Consider the following 17,989-nt stretch of genomic DNA (forward strand, 5'->3'; position numbering starts at 1 on the left):
TTTCAATTGCTTTCAAAAGTCCATCATCCGCATAATGAAGGCCATTTTGAGCCCTTAATTACTTTCAAAAGTCCATCATCCGCATGATGAAGGCCTTTTAGAGCTTTCAATTGTTTTCAAAAGTCCTTCATCCGCATGATGAAGGCCTTTTAGAGCTTTCAATTGCTTTCAAAAGTCCATCATCCGCATAATGAAGACCGTTTAGAGCTTTCAATTGCTTTCAAAAGTCCATCATCCCCATGATGAAGGACGTTTAGAGCTTTCAATTGCTTTCAAAAGTCCATCATCCCCATGATGAAGGCCGTTATATGCTCTCAACTGTAAAAAGCAGGAATCGAAGGTCAATTATCGAAGTTAAATAAAGCTGGTATTGAATAAAAGGAGTGATACATATGTACAAGACAATTATCGAACCCAGGATTTCGGAAACAGATGGAGTTGGCCATATTAATAATACAACGGTGCCTGTTTGGTTTGAAGCGGGGCGGAATAAAGTTTTCAAGCTGTTTACACCTGAAAATACTTTTGAAAACTGGAAGCTGATCCTTCTGAAAATGAATGTTGAATATTTAAGCCAGATTTATTTTGGTATGGATGTTGAAGTTAGAAATTGGGTAAAAAGAGTTGGAAATACAAGTTTTGAGCTGTATGAGGAGATTCATCAGGATGGTCATTTATGTGCAAAAGGAACCGTCATATATGTTAATTATAACTTTAAAACTCAAAGATCTGAACCGATTCCTGACAGTATAAGAGGTGAATTGGAGAAGCACTTATATGAAGGGGATGGAAGTTTAGAAGATTAGAGCATGTTTCTAAAATTACCAAAAAGGGGTTACAAGAACTATCCGCTCTCTCCCGCATCAACCCCTCTTTTCACCCAGCTTTTTGCTGTCTATCTCCAAGTATTTTCCCAAACTTTTTCAATAGTTTAATATTTCCGGTTGAAATTATAGCGCTTTCATTGTATATTGAATACGTATTCAAAAAGTAGAAATTTCAGAAAGTTGGTGAGCGATTGGAGAGAATAGCTGTGCTTGGGTGCGGCACGATGGGGCATTCAATTGCACTTAATGCGGCATGGGCCGGGTTGAGTGTAAAGATGCAGGGCATCAGTGACGCTGACCTGAAACAGGGCTGGACCAATATGCTGAAGAAGCTGGAGGTTATGCTCGATAACGGTATTTTATCCGATTCGGAATCTGGCCAAATTCAAGAAAACATCAAAATGACCACTTCGGTTGAAGAAACAGTCAAAGACGCAACTTTCGTGATTGAAGCTGTGCCAGAGGAAATTAATTTAAAAATTGACCTGTTTAAGCGTCTTGACGCTCTTTGTGCTCCGGATGTCATTCTTGCCAGCAACACTTCCGGGCTCAGTCCTACAGAAATTGCTTCTGAAACAGCATACCCGGAACGGACAGTGGTTACCCACTTTTGGAATCCGGCTCATCTTATTCCTCTTGTCGAGGTGGTAAGAGGCAATAATACAAGCGATGAAGCAGTGGAAAGATCTTTTCAGCTTTTAAAGCAAATGAAGAAAAAACCGATTGAAGTGAAAAAAGAGGTTCCTGGTTTCGTCGGCAACCGCCTCCAATACGCACTTTTCCGGGAAGCTCAGTATCTTTTGGAAGAAGGCATCGCAAGCAAAGAGGATATTGATGATGCCGTTACTTACGGAATTGGACGCAGGCTGCCTGTTTCTGGGCCTCTGATGACGGCTGATATGGGCGGATTGGATGTATTCTCGGCCATATCTGATTATCTATTCCAGCATTTATCCAGTGCAGAGGAATCCTTGCCGGCTTTAAAGAAGCTTGTGGCTGAACAGAAGCTCGGCGATAAAACGGGTGAAGGCTATTACAAGTGGGACGAGGCTTTTTCCAGGGAGTACAATCAGAAAAGGGAAGCTGAGCTGATCCGTTTTTTAAAGAAGGATTTAGGAATCCAATAAAGCTGATGGAGGAATGGTATGAAGAACTTTCCCGATCTGGAGAATAAATCGGTTATCGTGACGGGTGGAAGCAAAGGAATTGGAAGGGATATCGCCCTCTCCTTTGCCAAAAACGGAGCGAAGGTTGTGATTGTGGGGAGAAACGAAGAGGCTCTCCAGAAGACAACTGAAGAGCTGAAAAAAATAAATAGCAACAGCTTTTATGTTTCAGCTGATTTGAACAATGTTTCAGAGATTAAAAGGATGACAGAAACAGCAGTAGATTATATGGGCTCTCTCGATGTGCTGATTAATAACGCCGGAATTAACAGGGCCAAGCCTGCAATGGAAGTAACAGAAGAGGATTGGGACCTGACGCTTGATACCAACTTGAAAGCAGCGTTTTTCTGCAGCCAGAAAGCGGCCGAATATATGATTTCGAATCAATCCGGCAAGATTGTCAATATTGCATCCCAGATGGCCTTTGTCGGCTACTACAAACGGGCAGCTTACTGTGCCAGCAAGGGCGGAATGGTGCAGCTGACGAAAGCGCTCGCGGTGGAATGGGCATCCCATGGGATTAATGTCAACGCAGTGGCTCCAACCTTTATCGAAACGGAACTGACTGAAAAGATGTTCGAGGATAAGGAATTTGAAAGGGAAGTCTACGGCAGGATCCCGCTGGGAAAACTTGCGGGTGCCGAGGATGTTTCTGCAGCAACTCTATTTCTTTCTTCCAATCTATCAAAGTTTATAACAGGCGATACGATTAAAGTAGATGGCGGCTGGACAGCCATTTAATTTTTACAGGTTTTTGCATACGTATTCAAAATTAAAAAAATTGGAGTGATATCAAAATGGCAACTTTCTTAAAGCAAGGCAAGAACGATCAAGAGGTGCAGGAAGCAGATGTAAAAGTAAGAGAATCGGTAAGCGCGATTCTTAAAAATATCGAAGAAAACGGAGATGCAGAAGTCCGCAAGCTTTCCGAGCAGTTTGATAAGTGGTCACCGGAACAATTCAGATTATCTGAAAAGCAAATCCAGGAGATTGTCGCATCTGTTCCGGAGCAAGTCATCAATGATATCAAGTTTGCTCAAGAACAAATCCGCAATTTCGCTGAACATCAAAAAGCAGCATTGCAAGACATTGAAGTAGAAACATTGCCTGGCGTGTTCCTTGGCCATAAAAATGTTCCGGTAAACAGTGTTGGCTGCTATATCCCTGGCGGACGCTATCCAATGGTTGCATCCTCCCACATGAGTGTTTTGACTGCGAAAGTGGCAGGCGTTAAGCGGGTGATTGCCTGCACACCTCCAATTAAAGGGGAAATTCCTTCTGCGACTGTTGCAGCGATGCATCTTGCCGGCGCCGACGAGATTTACCTTCTGGGCGGAATCCAGGCAATGGGTGCCATGGCGATTGGAACAGAAACAATCGAGCCTGTTGATATGCTTGTAGGACCAGGAAATGCGTTTGTTGCAGAAGCGAAGCGCCAATTGTACGGAAGAGTCGGAATCGACCTGTTCGCAGGCCCAACAGAGGTTCTTGTCATTGCGGATGAAACAGCCGATGCGGAAATGATTGCAACAGATCTTTTAGGACAGGCAGAGCATGGACCAAACTCTCCGGCATGTCTGATTACAACTTCTGAGAAATTAGCGAATGAAACAGTAAAAGAAATCGAGCGCCAGCTGGAGATTCTTCCAACAGCGGATGTTGCAGGTGTTGCATGGAAAGACTACGGTTCCATCATTCTTGTAGACAGCCTGGAAGAAGCAGTAGTGGAAGCGGATAAATTAGCTTATGAGCATGTGGAAGTTTTAACGGAAGATCCGAACTACTTCCTTGAAAACATGACAAACTACGGGGCGCTTTTCCTTGGGCCTGAAACGAATGTCGCTTATGGGGATAAAGTCATTGGAACAAACCACACATTGCCAACGAAAAAAGCAGCCCGCTACACTGGCGGACTTTGGGTTGGAAAGTTCCTTAAAACGTGCACATACCAGAGAACAACACCTGAAGCGAGTGCGAAAATCGGGGAATATGCATCCCGTCTATGCGATCTGGAAGGCTTTAAAGGCCATCAGGCACAGGCTGATCTTCGTGTGAAGCGCTATGGCAGCCTCGTGAAGTAATCAAAATCTGTTATAATTTCTCTGTCTAGAATCAGGCAGGAGGAACATGCTTTGAAAAATAAAAAAGTTACAGCCATGGATGTCGCTCGATTGGCGGGCGTTTCCCAATCGAGTGTATCCAGGGCTTTTAGTGAAAACTCAAGTATCTCATCGAAAAAGAAAAAGCTTATTCTGGAGGCTGCAGAACAGCTGGGATATCAGCCGAATGCCATCGCACGGGGCCTGATTACCAATCAGTCCCGCATCATTGGCATTGTGATGCGGAATATCCAAAACCCTTTTTATCCGGAAGTTCTCGATAAATTCTATAGCCGTCTGGCTGAAAAAGGGTATCAAGTGATGTTTATCAATTCCCAGAATAACGAGATCCAAGAGGATGAAGTGAGCCATTTAATTGAATACAGCGTAGAGGGAGCCATCATCACGGATGCGCTTTTGACCTCTTCGACTGTAGAGAAATTTACCCGCAATGGCATATCGGTCGTCCTGTTTAACCGTTATGTGTACGATTCCTTAAGCAGTGCTGTTGTATGTGATAACTTTGCTGCCGGGAAAAAGATTGGGCATTACTTACTAGAAAAAGGACATGAAAATCTCGCCTTTATCTCCGGACCGATGAATACATCAACAACAGTTGATCGAAAAAACGGGTTCCAGGAGGCTTTGGCTGAACAGGGCATCTCTTCCTTTTTAACAGAAAACGGGCATTATTCATATGAAGGAGGATTTGCAGCAGCTCAAAGATTGCTGGAACGTGATAAAAAGATAGATGCCATCTTCTGTGCAAATGATATATCTGCATTTGGTGCGATGGATTATCTGAAAAAGCAGGGAATCAAAATTCCTGAAGATGTTTCCATCATCGGCTTTGACAATGTTGCCATGGCAGATTGGTCATCCTATGACTTAACAACGTGGCACCAGCCGATTGATGAGATGGTCGATTATTCAATTAACCTTCTGCTGGAGCATATTAACGGGGAGACAGACGCACCGGAAATCCAAAGGATAGAAGGGCATTTGGTAGAAAGAGGATCCGTAAAGGACAGAAGGTGATGGAGAGAAGGCGGGGTTTTCGGGATAGGAGGATTTTATGCTAAGTATGATTGGATTGCTTGGGGGTATTGCACTGCTCATCATTCTGACAATGAGAGGGATGAACCTGCTGCTTGCTGCCCCTCTTGCAGCATTTATTGTTGCAATATTCAGTGGATTACCGATTTTTCCTCAGCTTGCAGGCGAGGGTGAGGTCAATTTTCTAACCAACTATATGAATGGATTTGCCGGATTTATTACGTCCTGGTACCTGATGTTCTTATTTGGTGCAATTTTCGGAAAATTAATGGAGGACAGCGGGGCCGCAGACAGCGTTTCCAAATGGATTATCGACAAAATTGGCATGAAGCGGGCAGCTTTAGCCGTTGTCATTGCCTGTGCTGTCTTAACTTATGGGGGCGTGAGTTTGTTTGTCGTTGCGTTCTCCGTCTATCCAATGGCATTGAGCCTATTTAAGGAAGCCAACCTGCCAAGAAGGTTTATACCGGCAGCTCTTGCCTTTGGTTCGACTACGTTTACCATGACATCAGCTGGTTCTCCGGAAATCCAAAACTGGATTCCGATTGAGTTCCTGGGAACTTCCCCATACGCAGCATGGGAAGTCAGCTTGATTGTCGCTGTTTTCATGATGGCGTTTGGTTATTGGTGGCTGAAGAAAATGATCAATAAGGCTATCCGCAATGGTGAAAAATTTGAGGCAAGGGAAACCGATTCTACCTTGGTTCGCGAAAACTTGCCAAGCCCGATGTTAAGCATGATTCCATTGCTGGTTGTACTTATCATCTCATTTATTTTCCATGATTCATTGGCACAGTCAGCCCTGATCATTGCGTTGTTAAGCGGCTGTTTTGCTACCTATTTTCTTAACCGGAAATACTTTGCAAATGTATGGGGAGCTGTATCGGAAGGAACGATTGGGGCCTTAATCGCGATTGCCAATACATCCGCGGTTGTCGGCTTTGGCGGTGTGGCAAAAGCGACTCCAGCCTTTGCGAGTGCGGTTGATGTAATGACAGGCATACCGGGAAGTCCATTAATCGGCGGAGCTCTTGCGGTCGCTGTTATTGCAGGACTGACTGGATCGGCATCAGGTGGACAATCCATTGCCCTGCCGCTCCTTGCACCTCATTATCTTGATATGGGTGTCAACCCTAGTGAGCTTCATCGTGTGGTGGCGATTTCTTCCGGATCGATTGATTCCCTGCCACATGGCGGATACGTTGTGACAACGATTCGTGCGATTGCAGGTGAGTCCCATAAGGATGCATACCCGGCATTTGGTGCACTGACGGTTGTTGTGCCGATCCTTGGTGTTATTTTAGCAGTTGTGTTGTTCTCGATTTTCTAAAAAAGCTTTGCAGAAAGACAGAGGGGAAGTGCTCTCTGTCTTTCTTTTTAGTTGTGTGAAAGGTAATTGTTTGATTTTGGCACCCTGTTGATTGGAGCGGAAGGCGCGAGCTCCTCGAAAATGCATTCGCATTTCCTTCGTGCGGTGTTTTTTCGGTGAAGTCTATTCAAAGTCCTGCGGGAGAAGCGAGTCAAAGGGAGACCCCGCAGGCGCGAATGCGCCGAGGAGGCTCCCGGACCGCCCGCTGTTCGCTGAGTGCCTGGAGCGGAAATCAACAGGCCAAATTTAACAGAGCAACATTTCTTGTATATAGGTGAAGCTGAACAATGTTGGTTTATTTGCATTTTTCCGAGACTGACTCACAACCTACCCGTATCCTTGTCAATACCCGCCAGTTTTTGCAGCTTTGAAAGAGTGTTATAATTTAGAAAATTAAGACTCACGGAGGGATCCGACATGCCTCAAGCTGTATCTGAAAAGAATCATGAACTACATAGCGATGAACTCTTCCATGTGAAAAACTGGATGACACCCAGCCCTTATAGCATTCAGCCGGGGCAGACATTAAGGGAGGCTTCGAAAATGATGGTGCAGCTTCGCCTGGACAGCCTGCCTGTGGTAGATGAAACCAATCGTTTAGTTGGGATGATCACTTCGAGAAAGCTGCTTAATTATTTTGCACAGGGCAATCAGGGAGATGTGTTGATCGGCAGCATCCCGAAAGCCAATCTGGCCGCTGTTCGCCCGGATGATTCGATCCTTGATGTGTTTTCGCTTCCGTATGATCAGCTGCCTGTCATGGATGGGGATGGAAAGCTGCTTGGCATCCTGACAACGAGGGATATTCTTGATGGTTTTTCCAAATATATTTATAAGCTAAAGCAGCAGCATAATTCTGACGGTGCTCTTGGCGCCATTTTGGAAAGTGCCTATGAGGGAATAGCGGTTGTCGATGAAAATGGCATCCTCCAGGAGTTCAATGAGGCGTATAGCCGGTTTACCGGAATCAAACGGGAGGATGCTATTGGAAGACATGTGACTGAGGTGATTGATAACACTCATCTTCATGAGACTGTGAAAACCGGGATCCCGGAACGCGGGGTTCTGCAAAACATCCAGGGGCATGACATGGTAGTGCACCGGATTCCAATCTGGAAGGAGGGCCGGATTGTCGGCGCGATCGGGATGCTGATTTTTGAAGGGGTAACCGAGGTTTATAAAATCTATGAAAAGTTGCAGGGAAATCAAACAGCAAAGCCTGACCTTTTTACAAAGAAAAAGGAAAGCGACAGCCGGATTACTCTTGACCAAATCATTGGGACAAGTGAGGGAATTACTGAGGTAAAGCGGCTGGCACGGAAGGCGGCAAGAACCGCGGCTACTGTCCTGGTTACGGGTGAAAGCGGAACGGGAAAAGAGATGTTCGCCAAAAGCATCCACCACCTCAGCCCCTATTCGACCGGTCCGTTCATTAGCGTAAACTGCGGGGCCATTCCTGAGCATTTATTCGAATCCGAGCTGTTCGGGTATGAAGAAGGCGCATTTACCGGAGCGAAAAAAGGCGGCAAGCCGGGGAAATTTGAACTGGCTGATAACGGCACGATTTTTCTGGATGAAATCGGGGAAATGCCGCTAGTTATGCAAACCAAGCTGCTGCGGGTCCTTCAGGAAAAAGAAGCCGAACGTGTCGGCAGTGTAAAAAAATATCAGATCAATGTAAGAGTCATCGCTGCGACAAACCGTGACCTCAAGCAAATGATCGAAGCGGGAGATTTCCGGGAGGATCTATACTACCGGCTTAACATCATTCAGCTCCACATCCCCCCGCTGCGCGAACGAAAAAAGGACATCCCGGCCCTGCTGATCCATTATTTGAGAGAAATCTGTGAACGGTACAAGACACCTGGAAAACTATTTACATCTGAGGCAGTGAATGCTTTTGTCCAGCATCCGTGGAGAGGAAATATTCGTGAGATGGTGAATACCGTTGAGCAGCTTGTGACGCTGGTGGATGGGAAGGTCATTGATTATCATCATTTGCCGGATTCGTTGAAAAGAGCTGAACCTTCTATTAAAAAAGTGAAGGAAGCTCCCTCTGCCGCCGGATCGATTGAAGAAGCCAAGTTTCTGGGGAACCAAAGAGAATCCGAATTGATTCTTGATGCACTAAGAAAAGCGGGCGGGAATAAATCGAAGGCAGCCGATTTGCTCGGCATTCATCGGACCACTCTCTACCAGAAGCTAAGAAAGCATGGAATATCGTGAATACAGTGTAGTGTTTCCGCTACAAAAAATCTACAACTGTAGTGTAGTGGCTACACATCCGCAGATATAAAACACTGATATGACTAGATTTCAAAGTTGGCACGCTCCTTGCAAGTATAGTAGTAACAGAAAAAAAGGGGTGGAATGTTCCATGGAGAAACCAGCAGTTTTCCGTGTGCCGGAAGCGATTTTTTATGGAAGAGGCTCTTCTGAAAAGGTTGGAGCTGAAGCGGCGCTAAGAGGGAAAAAGGCATTAATTATTAGTGATAAAATTATGGACCAGCTTGGATATGTAAGTGAATGCAGAACCTATCTTCAGGAAGAGGGCGTTAAGAGCGAGGTTTATCTTGGGGTAGCTTCTGAACCGACTGATGAGTATGTAGCAGAAGCTTTGGAGCTTTTTCAAAAAGAACAATGTGACCTGGTCATCTCAGTAGGCGGCGGCAGCTGTATCGATACGGCAAAGGCGATAGCGGTTCTTGCAACCAACGGCGGCTTTATTGGCGATTATATGGGAGGGAAGAAGCTGGCCCAGCATGCACCAGTTCCTCACATTGCCATCCCGACGACAGCGGGGACGGGTTCTGAGGCGACAGATGTAACGGTCATCACGAACTCATCCAATGATGTGAAAATGATGATTAAGCAGCCTGCCTTTATGCCAAGTGTAGCGATTGTCGATCCGCTGCTGACGATTTCTTCACCGAAGAATGTTACATCTGCAACAGGAGTTGATGCTTTAAGCCATGCGGTTGAAGCTTATCTTTCCAAAAAAGCACATCCGATGACAGACACGATGGCGATCTCGGCTATGAAGCTGATTGTGGCAAATATTTTAACCGCTTACAATGACGGTGAAAATGTGGATGCCCGCGAGGCGATGAGCCTTGGATCTCTGCAGGCGGGAATGGCGTTTTCAAATGCATCTGTATGCCTCGTGCATGGCATGAGCCGGCCAATTGGGGCCTTATTCCACGTGCCGCATGGGATTTCAAATGCGATGCTTTTGCCGGCCGTATTGGAATTTAGCCAGGAAGCATGTGTGGATCGGCTAGCTGATATCGGCAGAATTTTTCAGCCTGATAATGAAAGCCTTTCCAACGAAGAAACAGCTGAAATTGCCGTACAGTCTGTTAAAGATTTGTGCCTGAAATTAAATATTCCTAACTTAAGAGGATGGGGAATTGACCAGGAAGCGTTTAAAACGGCTGTTGGAAAAATGGCTACGGACGCAATCGACAGCGGCAGCCCGGGCAACAACCCAAGAGTGCCAACCCAGAGTGAACTGGAAGAGCTCTACCATGTTTGCTATGATTATCAGTTTTCCTCTGAAACAGAGAAAGTATAACAGGGGACGGGGGACATACAGATGATCGGAATGCTTGGGTTAATCGCTTCACTGCTTCTATTAATGTATTTAACGATGAAAGGCGTAAATATTATTATTGCCGCTATTATAAGTGCGGTTGTGGTGGCTCTAACAGGGGGATTAAATCTTGAGACTGCCCTGACAGAGCACTATATGACAGGCTTTACAAAGTATTTTTATTCCTGGTTCTTAATCTTTTTGCTGGGAGCTATTTTCGGAAAAATTATGCAGGTGACGAAAGCGGCTGATAGTATTGCGAATTGGGTTAAGGATACGCTTGGCCCATCCAGAGCCGTATTTGCTGTCGTGGCTGCAGCGGCGATTATGACATATGGCGGCGTCAGCTTGTTTGTCGTAGGTTTTGCCGTTTATCCAATTGCTGTTTCCTTATTTAGGGTGGCAAACCTTCCGCATCGCTTTATCCCTGCTGCATTAGTATTTGGATCGATATCCTTTACGATGACAGCTCCGGGCTCACCGGAAATTCAAAACCTGATTCCGACCGAATTTTTCGGAACAAAACCGACTGCCGGCGGAATGATCGGGGTATTAATGGCACTCTTGATCATGGTTGTGGGCGGGCTGCTGCTCAGCAGAATGGTGAAAAAAGCGGTTCAAAATGGCGAGGTATTCTCCCTGCCGAATCAGATGTCAAGTGCAGCAAATGAATCGGCTGCTGCTCTTGAGGCAGAGGTGGCCATGCAAAGGCCAGACGCTGCTCCGGCTGGGAAAGACTATCCGCATGTGATTATGGCGATATTGCCGTTAGCGGTGGTTATTGCGATTTTGAACACAGCCGCCAATTTTACCTCTTCGACGGCTGCGGCACTGATTTCTTTGTCCAGCGGAATTATTTTAGCTTGTGTATTGATGATTAAATATTTGATTGGTTTCTGGGAAGCACTTGCAAAGGGTGCCCAGGATGCTTTAGTAGCCGCCGCCAATACTTGTGCGGTTGTAGGGTTTGGTAGTGTTGCTGCACAAGTAGCAGCATTTGGAACCTTTGTAGATGCTTTGGTCAATATCCCGGGGCCTCCGCTAATGGGCTTGGCAATAGCCGTCACACTCATTTGCGGGATTACCGGATCCGCTTCAGGCGGATTGGGGATTGCGCTTCCGATTTTGGCACCAATGTATATGTCTCAAGGCCTGGACCCTGGTTCGATGCACCGAATCTCCGCTCTGGCTTCAGGCGGATTGGATTCACTTCCGCATAATGGATATGTTGTAACCACGATTCGGGCGATTTGCGGGGAAACCCATAAACGTTCCTACTGGCCAATTTTTATCCTAAGTGTAGCGATGCCAACGGCTGTATTAATTCTGGCAGTGGTTTTATATTCAATCTTTTAAAATATATTAATTTATAAATTTCAACTTAGATAACTGTCCAGCTCCAGGCGCTTGGAGCTATAAGCAGCGCCTTACACATTTCCAAATATGAAAGGGGATTTTACTTATGACAACGACAACAACAAAAGTATTAAAAAACTTTATTAACGGTGAATGGGTGGACGCAAAAACGGATAAGTTTGAATCGGTGCCTAACCCGGCAACTGGGAAAGAGCTGGCTCGTACACCGCTTTCAACACGGGAAGATGTAGATGCAGCCGTTCAGGCAGCGAAAGAAGCATTTAAAACCTGGAGCAAAACGCCGGTGCCAAAGAGAGCAAGAATTCTATTTAAATATCAGCAGTTATTAGTAGATAACTGGGACGAACTGGCGAAATTAATTACACAGGAAAACGGCAAAAACTTTAAAGAGGCATATGGTGAGGTTCAGCGCGGAATTGAATGTGTGGAATTCGCTGCAGGCGCTCCTTCTCTCATGATGGGCAAGCAGCTTCCGGACATTGCGACAAATATTGAATCAGGCATGTACCGCTATCCTGTTGGCGTCATTGGGGGCATCACGCCTTTCAACTTCCCGATGATGGTTCCTTGCTGGATGTTCCCGCTTGCGATTGCGTGCGGAAACACATTTGTATTAAAGCCATCTGAAAGAACACCGATTCTGGCTAACCGCCTGGCAGAGCTGTTCACGGAAGCAGGCCTTCCAGCTGGTGTATTCAACATCGTCCATGGTGCCCATGACGTGGTAAACAGCCTGATTGACCATAAAGATGTACCGGCTATTTCTTTCGTTGGTTCCCAGCCGGTTGCTGAATATATCTATAAGTCTGCAACGGCTAACGGCAAACGCGTCCAGGCACTAGCTGGTGCAAAGAACCACTCTATCGTTATGCCGGATGCAGATCTTGATGGCGCGGTTAAGGAAATTATTGCTGCCGCTTACGGTTCAGCGGGTGAAAGATGTATGGCTTGCTCCGTAGTTGTAGCCGTGGATTCTATTGCTGATGAGCTTGTTGAAAGACTTAATGAGCAGGCAAACCAGCTGACAATTGGAAATGGATTGGACGAAGATGTATTCCTGGGGCCAGTCATCCGCCAGGAAAACAAAGAGCGCACAAGCAGCTATATTGAAATTGGTGAAAAAGAAGGAGCTTCCCTTGTACGCGATGGCCGCAAAGACGAAGCTTACCATGAAAATGGATACTTCATTGGACCAACGATCTTTGACAATGTTGACCCATCCATGAAAATCTGGAAAGAAGAAATTTTTGCACCAGTCCTATCTGTTGTGCGTGTGAAAAACCTTGAAGAAGCGATTGAGCTGACAAACAAATCAGACTTCGGAAATGGGGCTTGCCTATTTACAGACAGCGGAAGCAGCGTCCGCTACTTCAGAGAAAACATCGAAGTCGGCATGCTCGGCGTCAACATCGGCGTACCGGCGCCAATGGCCTTCTTCCCATTCTCCGGCTGGAAAAACTCCTTCTACGGAGACCTCCATGCCAACGGAACAGACGGAGTGGAATTCTACACAAGAAGAAAGATGCTGACTGCTCGCTGGTAATATAGAAAAATACCAAAAGGTCACCTGTTAATGACGGGTGACCTTTTTTGTTTGCTCGTTAAAAAGTATATCTATTTATTTATTACTGCGGCTTTTCCCTAATGGCCTCCAAAATTTCATCAAAATACACAAAAACTCAAAACTATTTTACATGCTTGTAATAGATGATAAACAATCCAGCGATACGATAAATATTGTAAAAATACTATCGTATGGGGGATGAGAACATGAAGAAGAAAACAATTCTGGGAATGGGCTTTGCACTAACCTTGTTATTTAGTCCGTTTCAACAAGCTTTTGCTGCTGAAACAACCGGTGAACTAAGAAAGGTGGATAACGTAGCCCATCGAGGGGCAGCCGGATATGCGCCCGAAAATACCATTGCTGCGTTCGACAAAGCCGTAGAAATGAAAGCGGACTATATTGAAATTGATGTTCAGAGAAGCAAGGATGGCGAATTGGTTATTATTCATGATACCACCGTGGATCGAACGACTGACGGCACAGGCAAAGTGAAGGATTTAACTTTTGAACAATTGAGGACTCTTGACGCCGGCAGCTTTAAAGGAGAAGAATATAAAGGGGAAAAAATCCCGACTTTTGATGAAATACTTGATCGTTATCATGGAAAAGTTGGAATTTTAATAGAGTTAAAGGCTCCGGAACTTTATCCTGGCATGGAAGAAAGTGTTGCCCAGGAATTGAAAGAGCGTAACCTTGACCATCCGCAAAATGAAAAAATTATTATCCAATCCTTTAACTTTGAATCGATGAAAAAAATAAATGAACTTCTTCCAAAGGTCCCAATTGGAGTTCTGACTTCTTCTCAAACGCATACATCTGAGCAGGCATTAAAAGAATTTTCCGCTTACGCTGATTATTTTAACCCGCACTACGGAATTGTTACGGAAGATTTAGTTGAACAAGTACATTCTCTTGGTATGAAAATTTCTTCTTGGACCGTGCGCAGCCAGGAAGCAGCTGATTTTCTGTTAAGCATGGATGTTGATGCCATTATTACCGATTACCCTGATTATGTAGATCCAAGAAACTAATATTACATATACAGCTAAGGGCAGGCATCAACCTAGCTCTCTTTAAGTGATTAAGTTTAAAAGAACCTGTATCGACGTTAGCCGGCACAGGTTCTTTTTTTGTTGGAATAGTCTAGTTACTGTCACTAGATTCAGAACCCTCATCGGACTCTATTGTTTCATCCGATTGCTGGCTTCCTTCTTCTTCTTCAGTAGTAGAATCGGTATCTGTGCTTTCATCCATATTTTCCGTATCATTTTGGGGGTTTTCCGCATTAACATCTTCATCTTCAGGATCACCAACTTCTCCATTTACAGGTTCTTCCTCAGTGTTCACTTCATTATTCACAGGTTCCTCAACTTCAGATTCCATTTCGTTTTCTTGACCTGGCAAGAAGCCGCATGCAGCTAAGGGTACAGCAAGCAATACGGGGATGATTTTTTTTAATAAAGATTTGTTTAACATAAGATATTCCCTCCAAGAATTGTAATTTTTATAAAACAGCCTGCCCTCCTTTTTCTGAATTCACAAGCTATTATATAAACAAGCTCTTGAGAGAATGTGTCGAAATATTAGACTTTTACTGAACCTTAATCGGAATGAAAAACACTTTAATTATCAGTAAAAACCTTTACTTAGGAAAAAGAATAATTTAGGTGCCAGTTAGGAGTATGGGCTTATTTTTCTTATGTGAGGGTTGGTATCTCATCCTTAAATCCTGGTGGTTGTACTTTTGCAACAAGCGTTGCAGAAATGCAAGCCCCTTAAAAAACGCCTGTACAATAGCATTTTAACCCATAAACTAATCTGAATATTTTAAATATATTGTATTTTTGCAACATTAATGTATCCAAAATCCAATTCTTTCAAGTGTCTATAATTGGCATGGTACTTGCATTCATTAAAGATAGCCTAAAATTTTATAGGAAGAAAGGGGATTTTTTTATGAAAGGGAAAGTTTCTGTAATGGTTGAACCGATGAAGATGGAGTTTCGCGAGTTTGATTTGCCTGAGCCGGAAAAAGGTGCAGTATTGCTGCGTGTAACCCGTACGAATGTATGCGGGTCTGAATTACATATTTGGCGAGGAGAACATCCAACCAAGAGAAAAGGTGTATTGGGCCATGAAATGGTTGGGGTTGTAGAAAAGCTTGGTGAAGGTGTTACAACGGATTATGCCGGACGCCCGATAAAGGAAGGAGACCGGGTAGCAACGGTATATTACATTACCTGCCGCAAGTGCAATATGTGTTTGAAGGGTCATTTCCACCTTTGTGAAAACGCTTATAATTTCTGGAATAAAGATCCGGAGGAAGCGCCTCATTTCCATGGAACATTCGCTTCACATTATTATATTCACCCGGATATGTTCTTTTATAAAGTTCCGGACAATGTTCCTGATATTGCGGCAGCCAGTGCAAACTGTGCATTATCGCAGGTGTACTTCGGCCTTGATAAATCTGGTATTTCATATGGCGATACCCTTGTCATTCAAGGTGCTGGCGGCCTGGGATTAAACGCAACAGCCGTGGCAAAGGAAAAAGGAGCTACTGTCATTATTATTGATGCAGTGGAATCAAGATTGGAAATGGCTAAAAAATTCGGTGCCGACCATACGATTAACATCGCCGAGTACGATACAACAGAAAAAAGAGCAGCGGCTGTCCGCGAGCTTACAAATGGACTAGGTGCTGACGTAGGCATCGAGTTAAGCGGTGTTCCATCTGCCTTCCATGAAGGTATCCATTTGGTTCGAAGCGGCGGAAAATATGTAACGATTGGAAACGTATCTCCAGGAAAGTACACAGACTTTGATCCTGGCTTGCTGACTCGTAAATCGATTGAAATCAAGGCAATTGTCCGCTACGATCCTTGGTATTTGGATAAGGCTTTGCAATTCCTGTCCAAGAATATCGACAAATATCCGTTTGTCAATATGATGGATGGCGAATTTGAATTTGATAATATCCAGGAAGCATTGGATAAGTCTGCTTCCAGGGAAGTAACGCGTGCTTCTATTGTGCTGCCGGTTGGGGTAGCTGTGGAAAAGTAAGAGAGTAATAGAATCAACTTAAGTAAGCGCTGTCAAAGCAAATCCTTAGCACTGCTGATTGCAGCGGAAGGCACGAGATCTTCGAAAATGGATTCGCATTTTCCTCGTGCGGTGTTTACTCAAGGAAGCTGATTCAAGTCTCGGGAGTGCGAGTCTAAGGGAGACCCCACAGGCGCAGAGTGCCGAGGAGCGTCGGACCGCCCTCTGAACGCTTGAGTGCCTGCTGCGGAAATCAACAACAAGGTTCACAGAGCTTAAATTAATCACTTATTAAAGGAGGAATTCGTATGCCAACAGATCAAACAACAGCAGAAAGAAAAGGACTGATCATTGGAGGCCAGGAAATTTTCACAGATTCGGAGTTTGCCGTACTAGATAAATATACAGGTGACGTCATTGCCAATGTGGCAAAGGCGAGCAAGGAACATATCAATCAGGCTGTATCGATTGCCCAAAAGACCTTTGATCAAGACCAGCTTACACCTTATCAGCGTTATGAAATATTAAAGCGTGCTGCCGAGATTTTAAAGGAGCGAAAAGAAGACGTGGCCTTTACTTTATCAAGGGAAGTTGGAAAAACCATTACCGATGCCCGTGGCGAAGTGGACCGCGCCATCCAAACGCTTACTTTATCTTCAGAGGAAGCAAAGCGGATTGACGGAGAAATCATCCCTATTTCAGCAAGTCCTGGTGCGGAAAACCGGATGGGCTATGCGGTCCGCGCACCACTCGGCGTTATTGGGGCCATTACTCCATTTAACTTTCCGTTTAACCTAGCATGTCATAAAATTGGCCCGGCGATTGCTTCCGGCAATACTGTCGTTTGGAAACCGGCTTCAGATACAGCCACTTCGGCTTATCATTTAATGAATATTTTAAAAGAGGCCGGACTCCCTTCCGGATATGTGAATCTCGTATGCGGCTCCGGATCGCAAGTCGGCGGGTGGCTGCTTGAGGATGAGAGAATTGCCAAATATACGTTTACAGGAAGTGCAGAGGTAGGCCGCTACATTAAGGAAAATAGCGGACTGCGTCCTGTATCGCTTGAACTTGGAAATAACTCTCCTAATATTGTTCACCATGACGCCGATCTCGATTTGGCTGCAAAAATGTGCGTGTTAAAGGGCTTCAATACAGCAGGCCAGGCTTGTATTTCGGTTCAGCGTATACTGGTTCATTCACAAGTATATGACCAATTCCTTGATAAGCTAAGAGAGGAAACAGAGCAATTAAAGGTGGGGAATCCGCTTGATGCAGAAACGAATATTGGGCCTCTGATCAGTAAAAAAGAAGCGGATCGCGTCATGACTTGGATCAATGAAGCTGTTTCGCAAGGTGCCAAAATGATTACCGGCGGAAAACAGGATGGGTCCATTGTAACCCCTACCATCTTAAGCGATGTAAATCACGAGATGAAAGTGGTCTGTCAGGAAATTTTCGGACCAGTTATAACTGTGATGCCTTTTGATGATATTGATGATGCCATCGAGCATGCCAACAATTCGAACTACGGGCTTCAATCCGGTATTTTTACAACCAATATCAATACGGCCATGGAGGCAGTTAAAAAGTTCAGAACAGGCGGAGTCATTATCAATGATGCATCAACCTTCCGTGCGGATGCCATGCCGTACGGCGGAATTAAGGATAGCGGCATCGGAAAAGAAGGGCCGCGTTATGCGATTGAAGAAATGACCTTCCTTAAGACAGTGATTATTAATTTGTAGGCTCTGTTAAAGCGCATTGCTGATTTTGGCACACTGTTGATTAGAGCGATAGGTCATCGTGGTGAGATTCGCTCCCTTTCTCCTGTTTTCCAGCGGAGTTCGGGTACGAATAGAGCGTAATCGTTCCCTTTCTCCTGTTTTCCAGC

The 17,989-nt window shown here is 44.9% G+C and carries 14 protein-coding genes; 13 read left to right on the top strand and 1 reads right to left on the bottom strand.

Annotation, left to right across the window (positions count from 1 at the left end):
• Positions 1-392 precede the first annotated feature (392 nt).
• The 11 genes from IQ19_RS04540 (at position 393) to IQ19_RS04590 (ending at position 14,084) form a co-directional block, all read left to right on the top strand.
• Positions 393-806, top strand: a complete 414-nt coding sequence (locus tag IQ19_RS04540) for an acyl-CoA thioesterase (RefSeq protein ID WP_144540327.1) — start codon at positions 393-395, stop codon at positions 804-806.
• Positions 807-1,018: 212 nt separating this feature from the next.
• Entirely contained in the window at positions 1,019-1,954 is a 936-nt protein-coding gene (locus IQ19_RS04545) for a 3-hydroxyacyl-CoA dehydrogenase family protein (protein WP_144540329.1), read from the top strand.
• 18 nt (positions 1,955-1,972) lie between these two features.
• Positions 1,973-2,734, top strand: coding sequence for an SDR family NAD(P)-dependent oxidoreductase (locus IQ19_RS04550; protein WP_144540330.1), 762 nt, complete (start codon positions 1,973-1,975; stop codon positions 2,732-2,734).
• Between the two features lie 56 nt (positions 2,735-2,790).
• Entirely contained in the window at positions 2,791-4,074 is a 1,284-nt protein-coding gene (hisD, locus tag IQ19_RS04555) for a histidinol dehydrogenase (RefSeq protein ID WP_144540332.1), read from the top strand.
• Positions 4,075-4,125: 51 nt separating this feature from the next.
• Positions 4,126-5,130: a LacI family DNA-binding transcriptional regulator gene (locus IQ19_RS04560; protein WP_144540334.1), complete on the top strand. Its 1,005-nt coding sequence runs from the start codon at positions 4,126-4,128 to the stop codon at positions 5,128-5,130.
• Positions 5,131-5,167: 37 nt separating this feature from the next.
• Positions 5,168-6,478 (top strand): GntP family permease, encoded by a 1,311-nt coding sequence (locus IQ19_RS04565; protein ID WP_144540336.1) that lies wholly within the window; start codon positions 5,168-5,170, stop codon positions 6,476-6,478.
• A gap of 456 nt (positions 6,479-6,934) precedes the next feature.
• Positions 6,935-8,743 carry a sigma 54-interacting transcriptional regulator gene (locus IQ19_RS04570; RefSeq protein WP_144540338.1) on the top strand — a complete coding sequence of 603 codons (1,809 nt, stop codon included), beginning with the start codon at positions 6,935-6,937 and terminating at the stop codon, positions 8,741-8,743.
• A 151-nt stretch (positions 8,744-8,894) separates the two neighbouring features.
• Positions 8,895-10,091 carry an iron-containing alcohol dehydrogenase gene (locus IQ19_RS04575; protein WP_144540340.1) on the top strand — a complete coding sequence of 399 codons (1,197 nt, stop codon included), beginning with the start codon at positions 8,895-8,897 and terminating at the stop codon, positions 10,089-10,091.
• A gap of 21 nt (positions 10,092-10,112) precedes the next feature.
• Entirely contained in the window at positions 10,113-11,465 is a 1,353-nt protein-coding gene (locus IQ19_RS04580; RefSeq protein WP_144540342.1) for a GntP family permease, read from the top strand.
• A gap of 106 nt (positions 11,466-11,571) precedes the next feature.
• Positions 11,572-13,029: a CoA-acylating methylmalonate-semialdehyde dehydrogenase gene (locus IQ19_RS04585; RefSeq protein WP_144540344.1), complete on the top strand. Its 1,458-nt coding sequence runs from the start codon at positions 11,572-11,574 to the stop codon at positions 13,027-13,029.
• Between the two features lie 227 nt (positions 13,030-13,256).
• Positions 13,257-14,084, top strand: a complete 828-nt coding sequence (locus IQ19_RS04590) for a glycerophosphodiester phosphodiesterase (RefSeq protein WP_144540346.1) — start codon at positions 13,257-13,259, stop codon at positions 14,082-14,084.
• A 112-nt stretch (positions 14,085-14,196) separates the two neighbouring features.
• Here the strand turns inward: IQ19_RS04590 and IQ19_RS04595 are convergent, their stop codons facing one another.
• On the bottom strand, positions 14,197-14,529 hold the full coding sequence (locus tag IQ19_RS04595) for a hypothetical protein (protein WP_144540348.1): 333 nt from the start codon (positions 14,527-14,529) through the stop codon (positions 14,197-14,199).
• Between the two features lie 480 nt (positions 14,530-15,009).
• Here IQ19_RS04595 and IQ19_RS04600 point away from each other — a divergent pair, with 480 nt between their 5' ends.
• Positions 15,010-16,116 carry a zinc-binding dehydrogenase gene (locus IQ19_RS04600; RefSeq protein ID WP_144540350.1) on the top strand — a complete coding sequence of 369 codons (1,107 nt, stop codon included), beginning with the start codon at positions 15,010-15,012 and terminating at the stop codon, positions 16,114-16,116.
• A gap of 287 nt (positions 16,117-16,403) precedes the next feature.
• Positions 16,404-17,843 carry an aldehyde dehydrogenase family protein gene (locus IQ19_RS04605; protein WP_144540352.1) on the top strand — a complete coding sequence of 480 codons (1,440 nt, stop codon included), beginning with the start codon at positions 16,404-16,406 and terminating at the stop codon, positions 17,841-17,843.
• Positions 17,844-17,989 lie beyond the last annotated feature (146 nt).

Source organism: Cytobacillus oceanisediminis (genome assembly GCF_007830235.1).
In the GTDB taxonomy this organism is placed as follows: domain Bacteria; phylum Bacillota; class Bacilli; order Bacillales; family Cytobacillaceae; genus Cytobacillus; species Cytobacillus oceanisediminis.

Bases quoted from the DNA above. Each gene is read 5' to 3' on its own strand.
- IQ19_RS04570 (WP_144540338.1), top strand. From the start codon at position 6,935: ATGCCTCAAGCTGTATCTGAAAAGAATCATGAACTACATAGCGATGAA.
- IQ19_RS04550 (WP_144540330.1), top strand. From the start codon at position 1,973: ATGAAGAACTTTCCCGATCTGGAGAATAAATCGGTTATCGTGACGGGT.
- IQ19_RS04580 (WP_144540342.1), top strand. From the start codon at position 10,113: ATGATCGGAATGCTTGGGTTAATCGCTTCACTGCTTCTATTAATGTAT.
- IQ19_RS04585 (WP_144540344.1), top strand. From the start codon at position 11,572: ATGACAACGACAACAACAAAAGTATTAAAAAACTTTATTAACGGTGAA.
- IQ19_RS04575 (WP_144540340.1), top strand. From the start codon at position 8,895: ATGGAGAAACCAGCAGTTTTCCGTGTGCCGGAAGCGATTTTTTATGGA.
- IQ19_RS04595 (WP_144540348.1), bottom strand. From the start codon at position 14,529: ATGTTAAACAAATCTTTATTAAAAAAAATCATCCCCGTATTGCTTGCT.
- hisD (WP_144540332.1), top strand. From the start codon at position 2,791: ATGGCAACTTTCTTAAAGCAAGGCAAGAACGATCAAGAGGTGCAGGAA.
- IQ19_RS04605 (WP_144540352.1), top strand. From the start codon at position 16,404: ATGCCAACAGATCAAACAACAGCAGAAAGAAAAGGACTGATCATTGGA.
- IQ19_RS04590 (WP_144540346.1), top strand. From the start codon at position 13,257: ATGAAGAAGAAAACAATTCTGGGAATGGGCTTTGCACTAACCTTGTTA.
- IQ19_RS04540 (WP_144540327.1), top strand. From the start codon at position 393: ATGTACAAGACAATTATCGAACCCAGGATTTCGGAAACAGATGGAGTT.
- IQ19_RS04600 (WP_144540350.1), top strand. From the start codon at position 15,010: ATGAAAGGGAAAGTTTCTGTAATGGTTGAACCGATGAAGATGGAGTTT.
- IQ19_RS04565 (WP_144540336.1), top strand. From the start codon at position 5,168: ATGCTAAGTATGATTGGATTGCTTGGGGGTATTGCACTGCTCATCATT.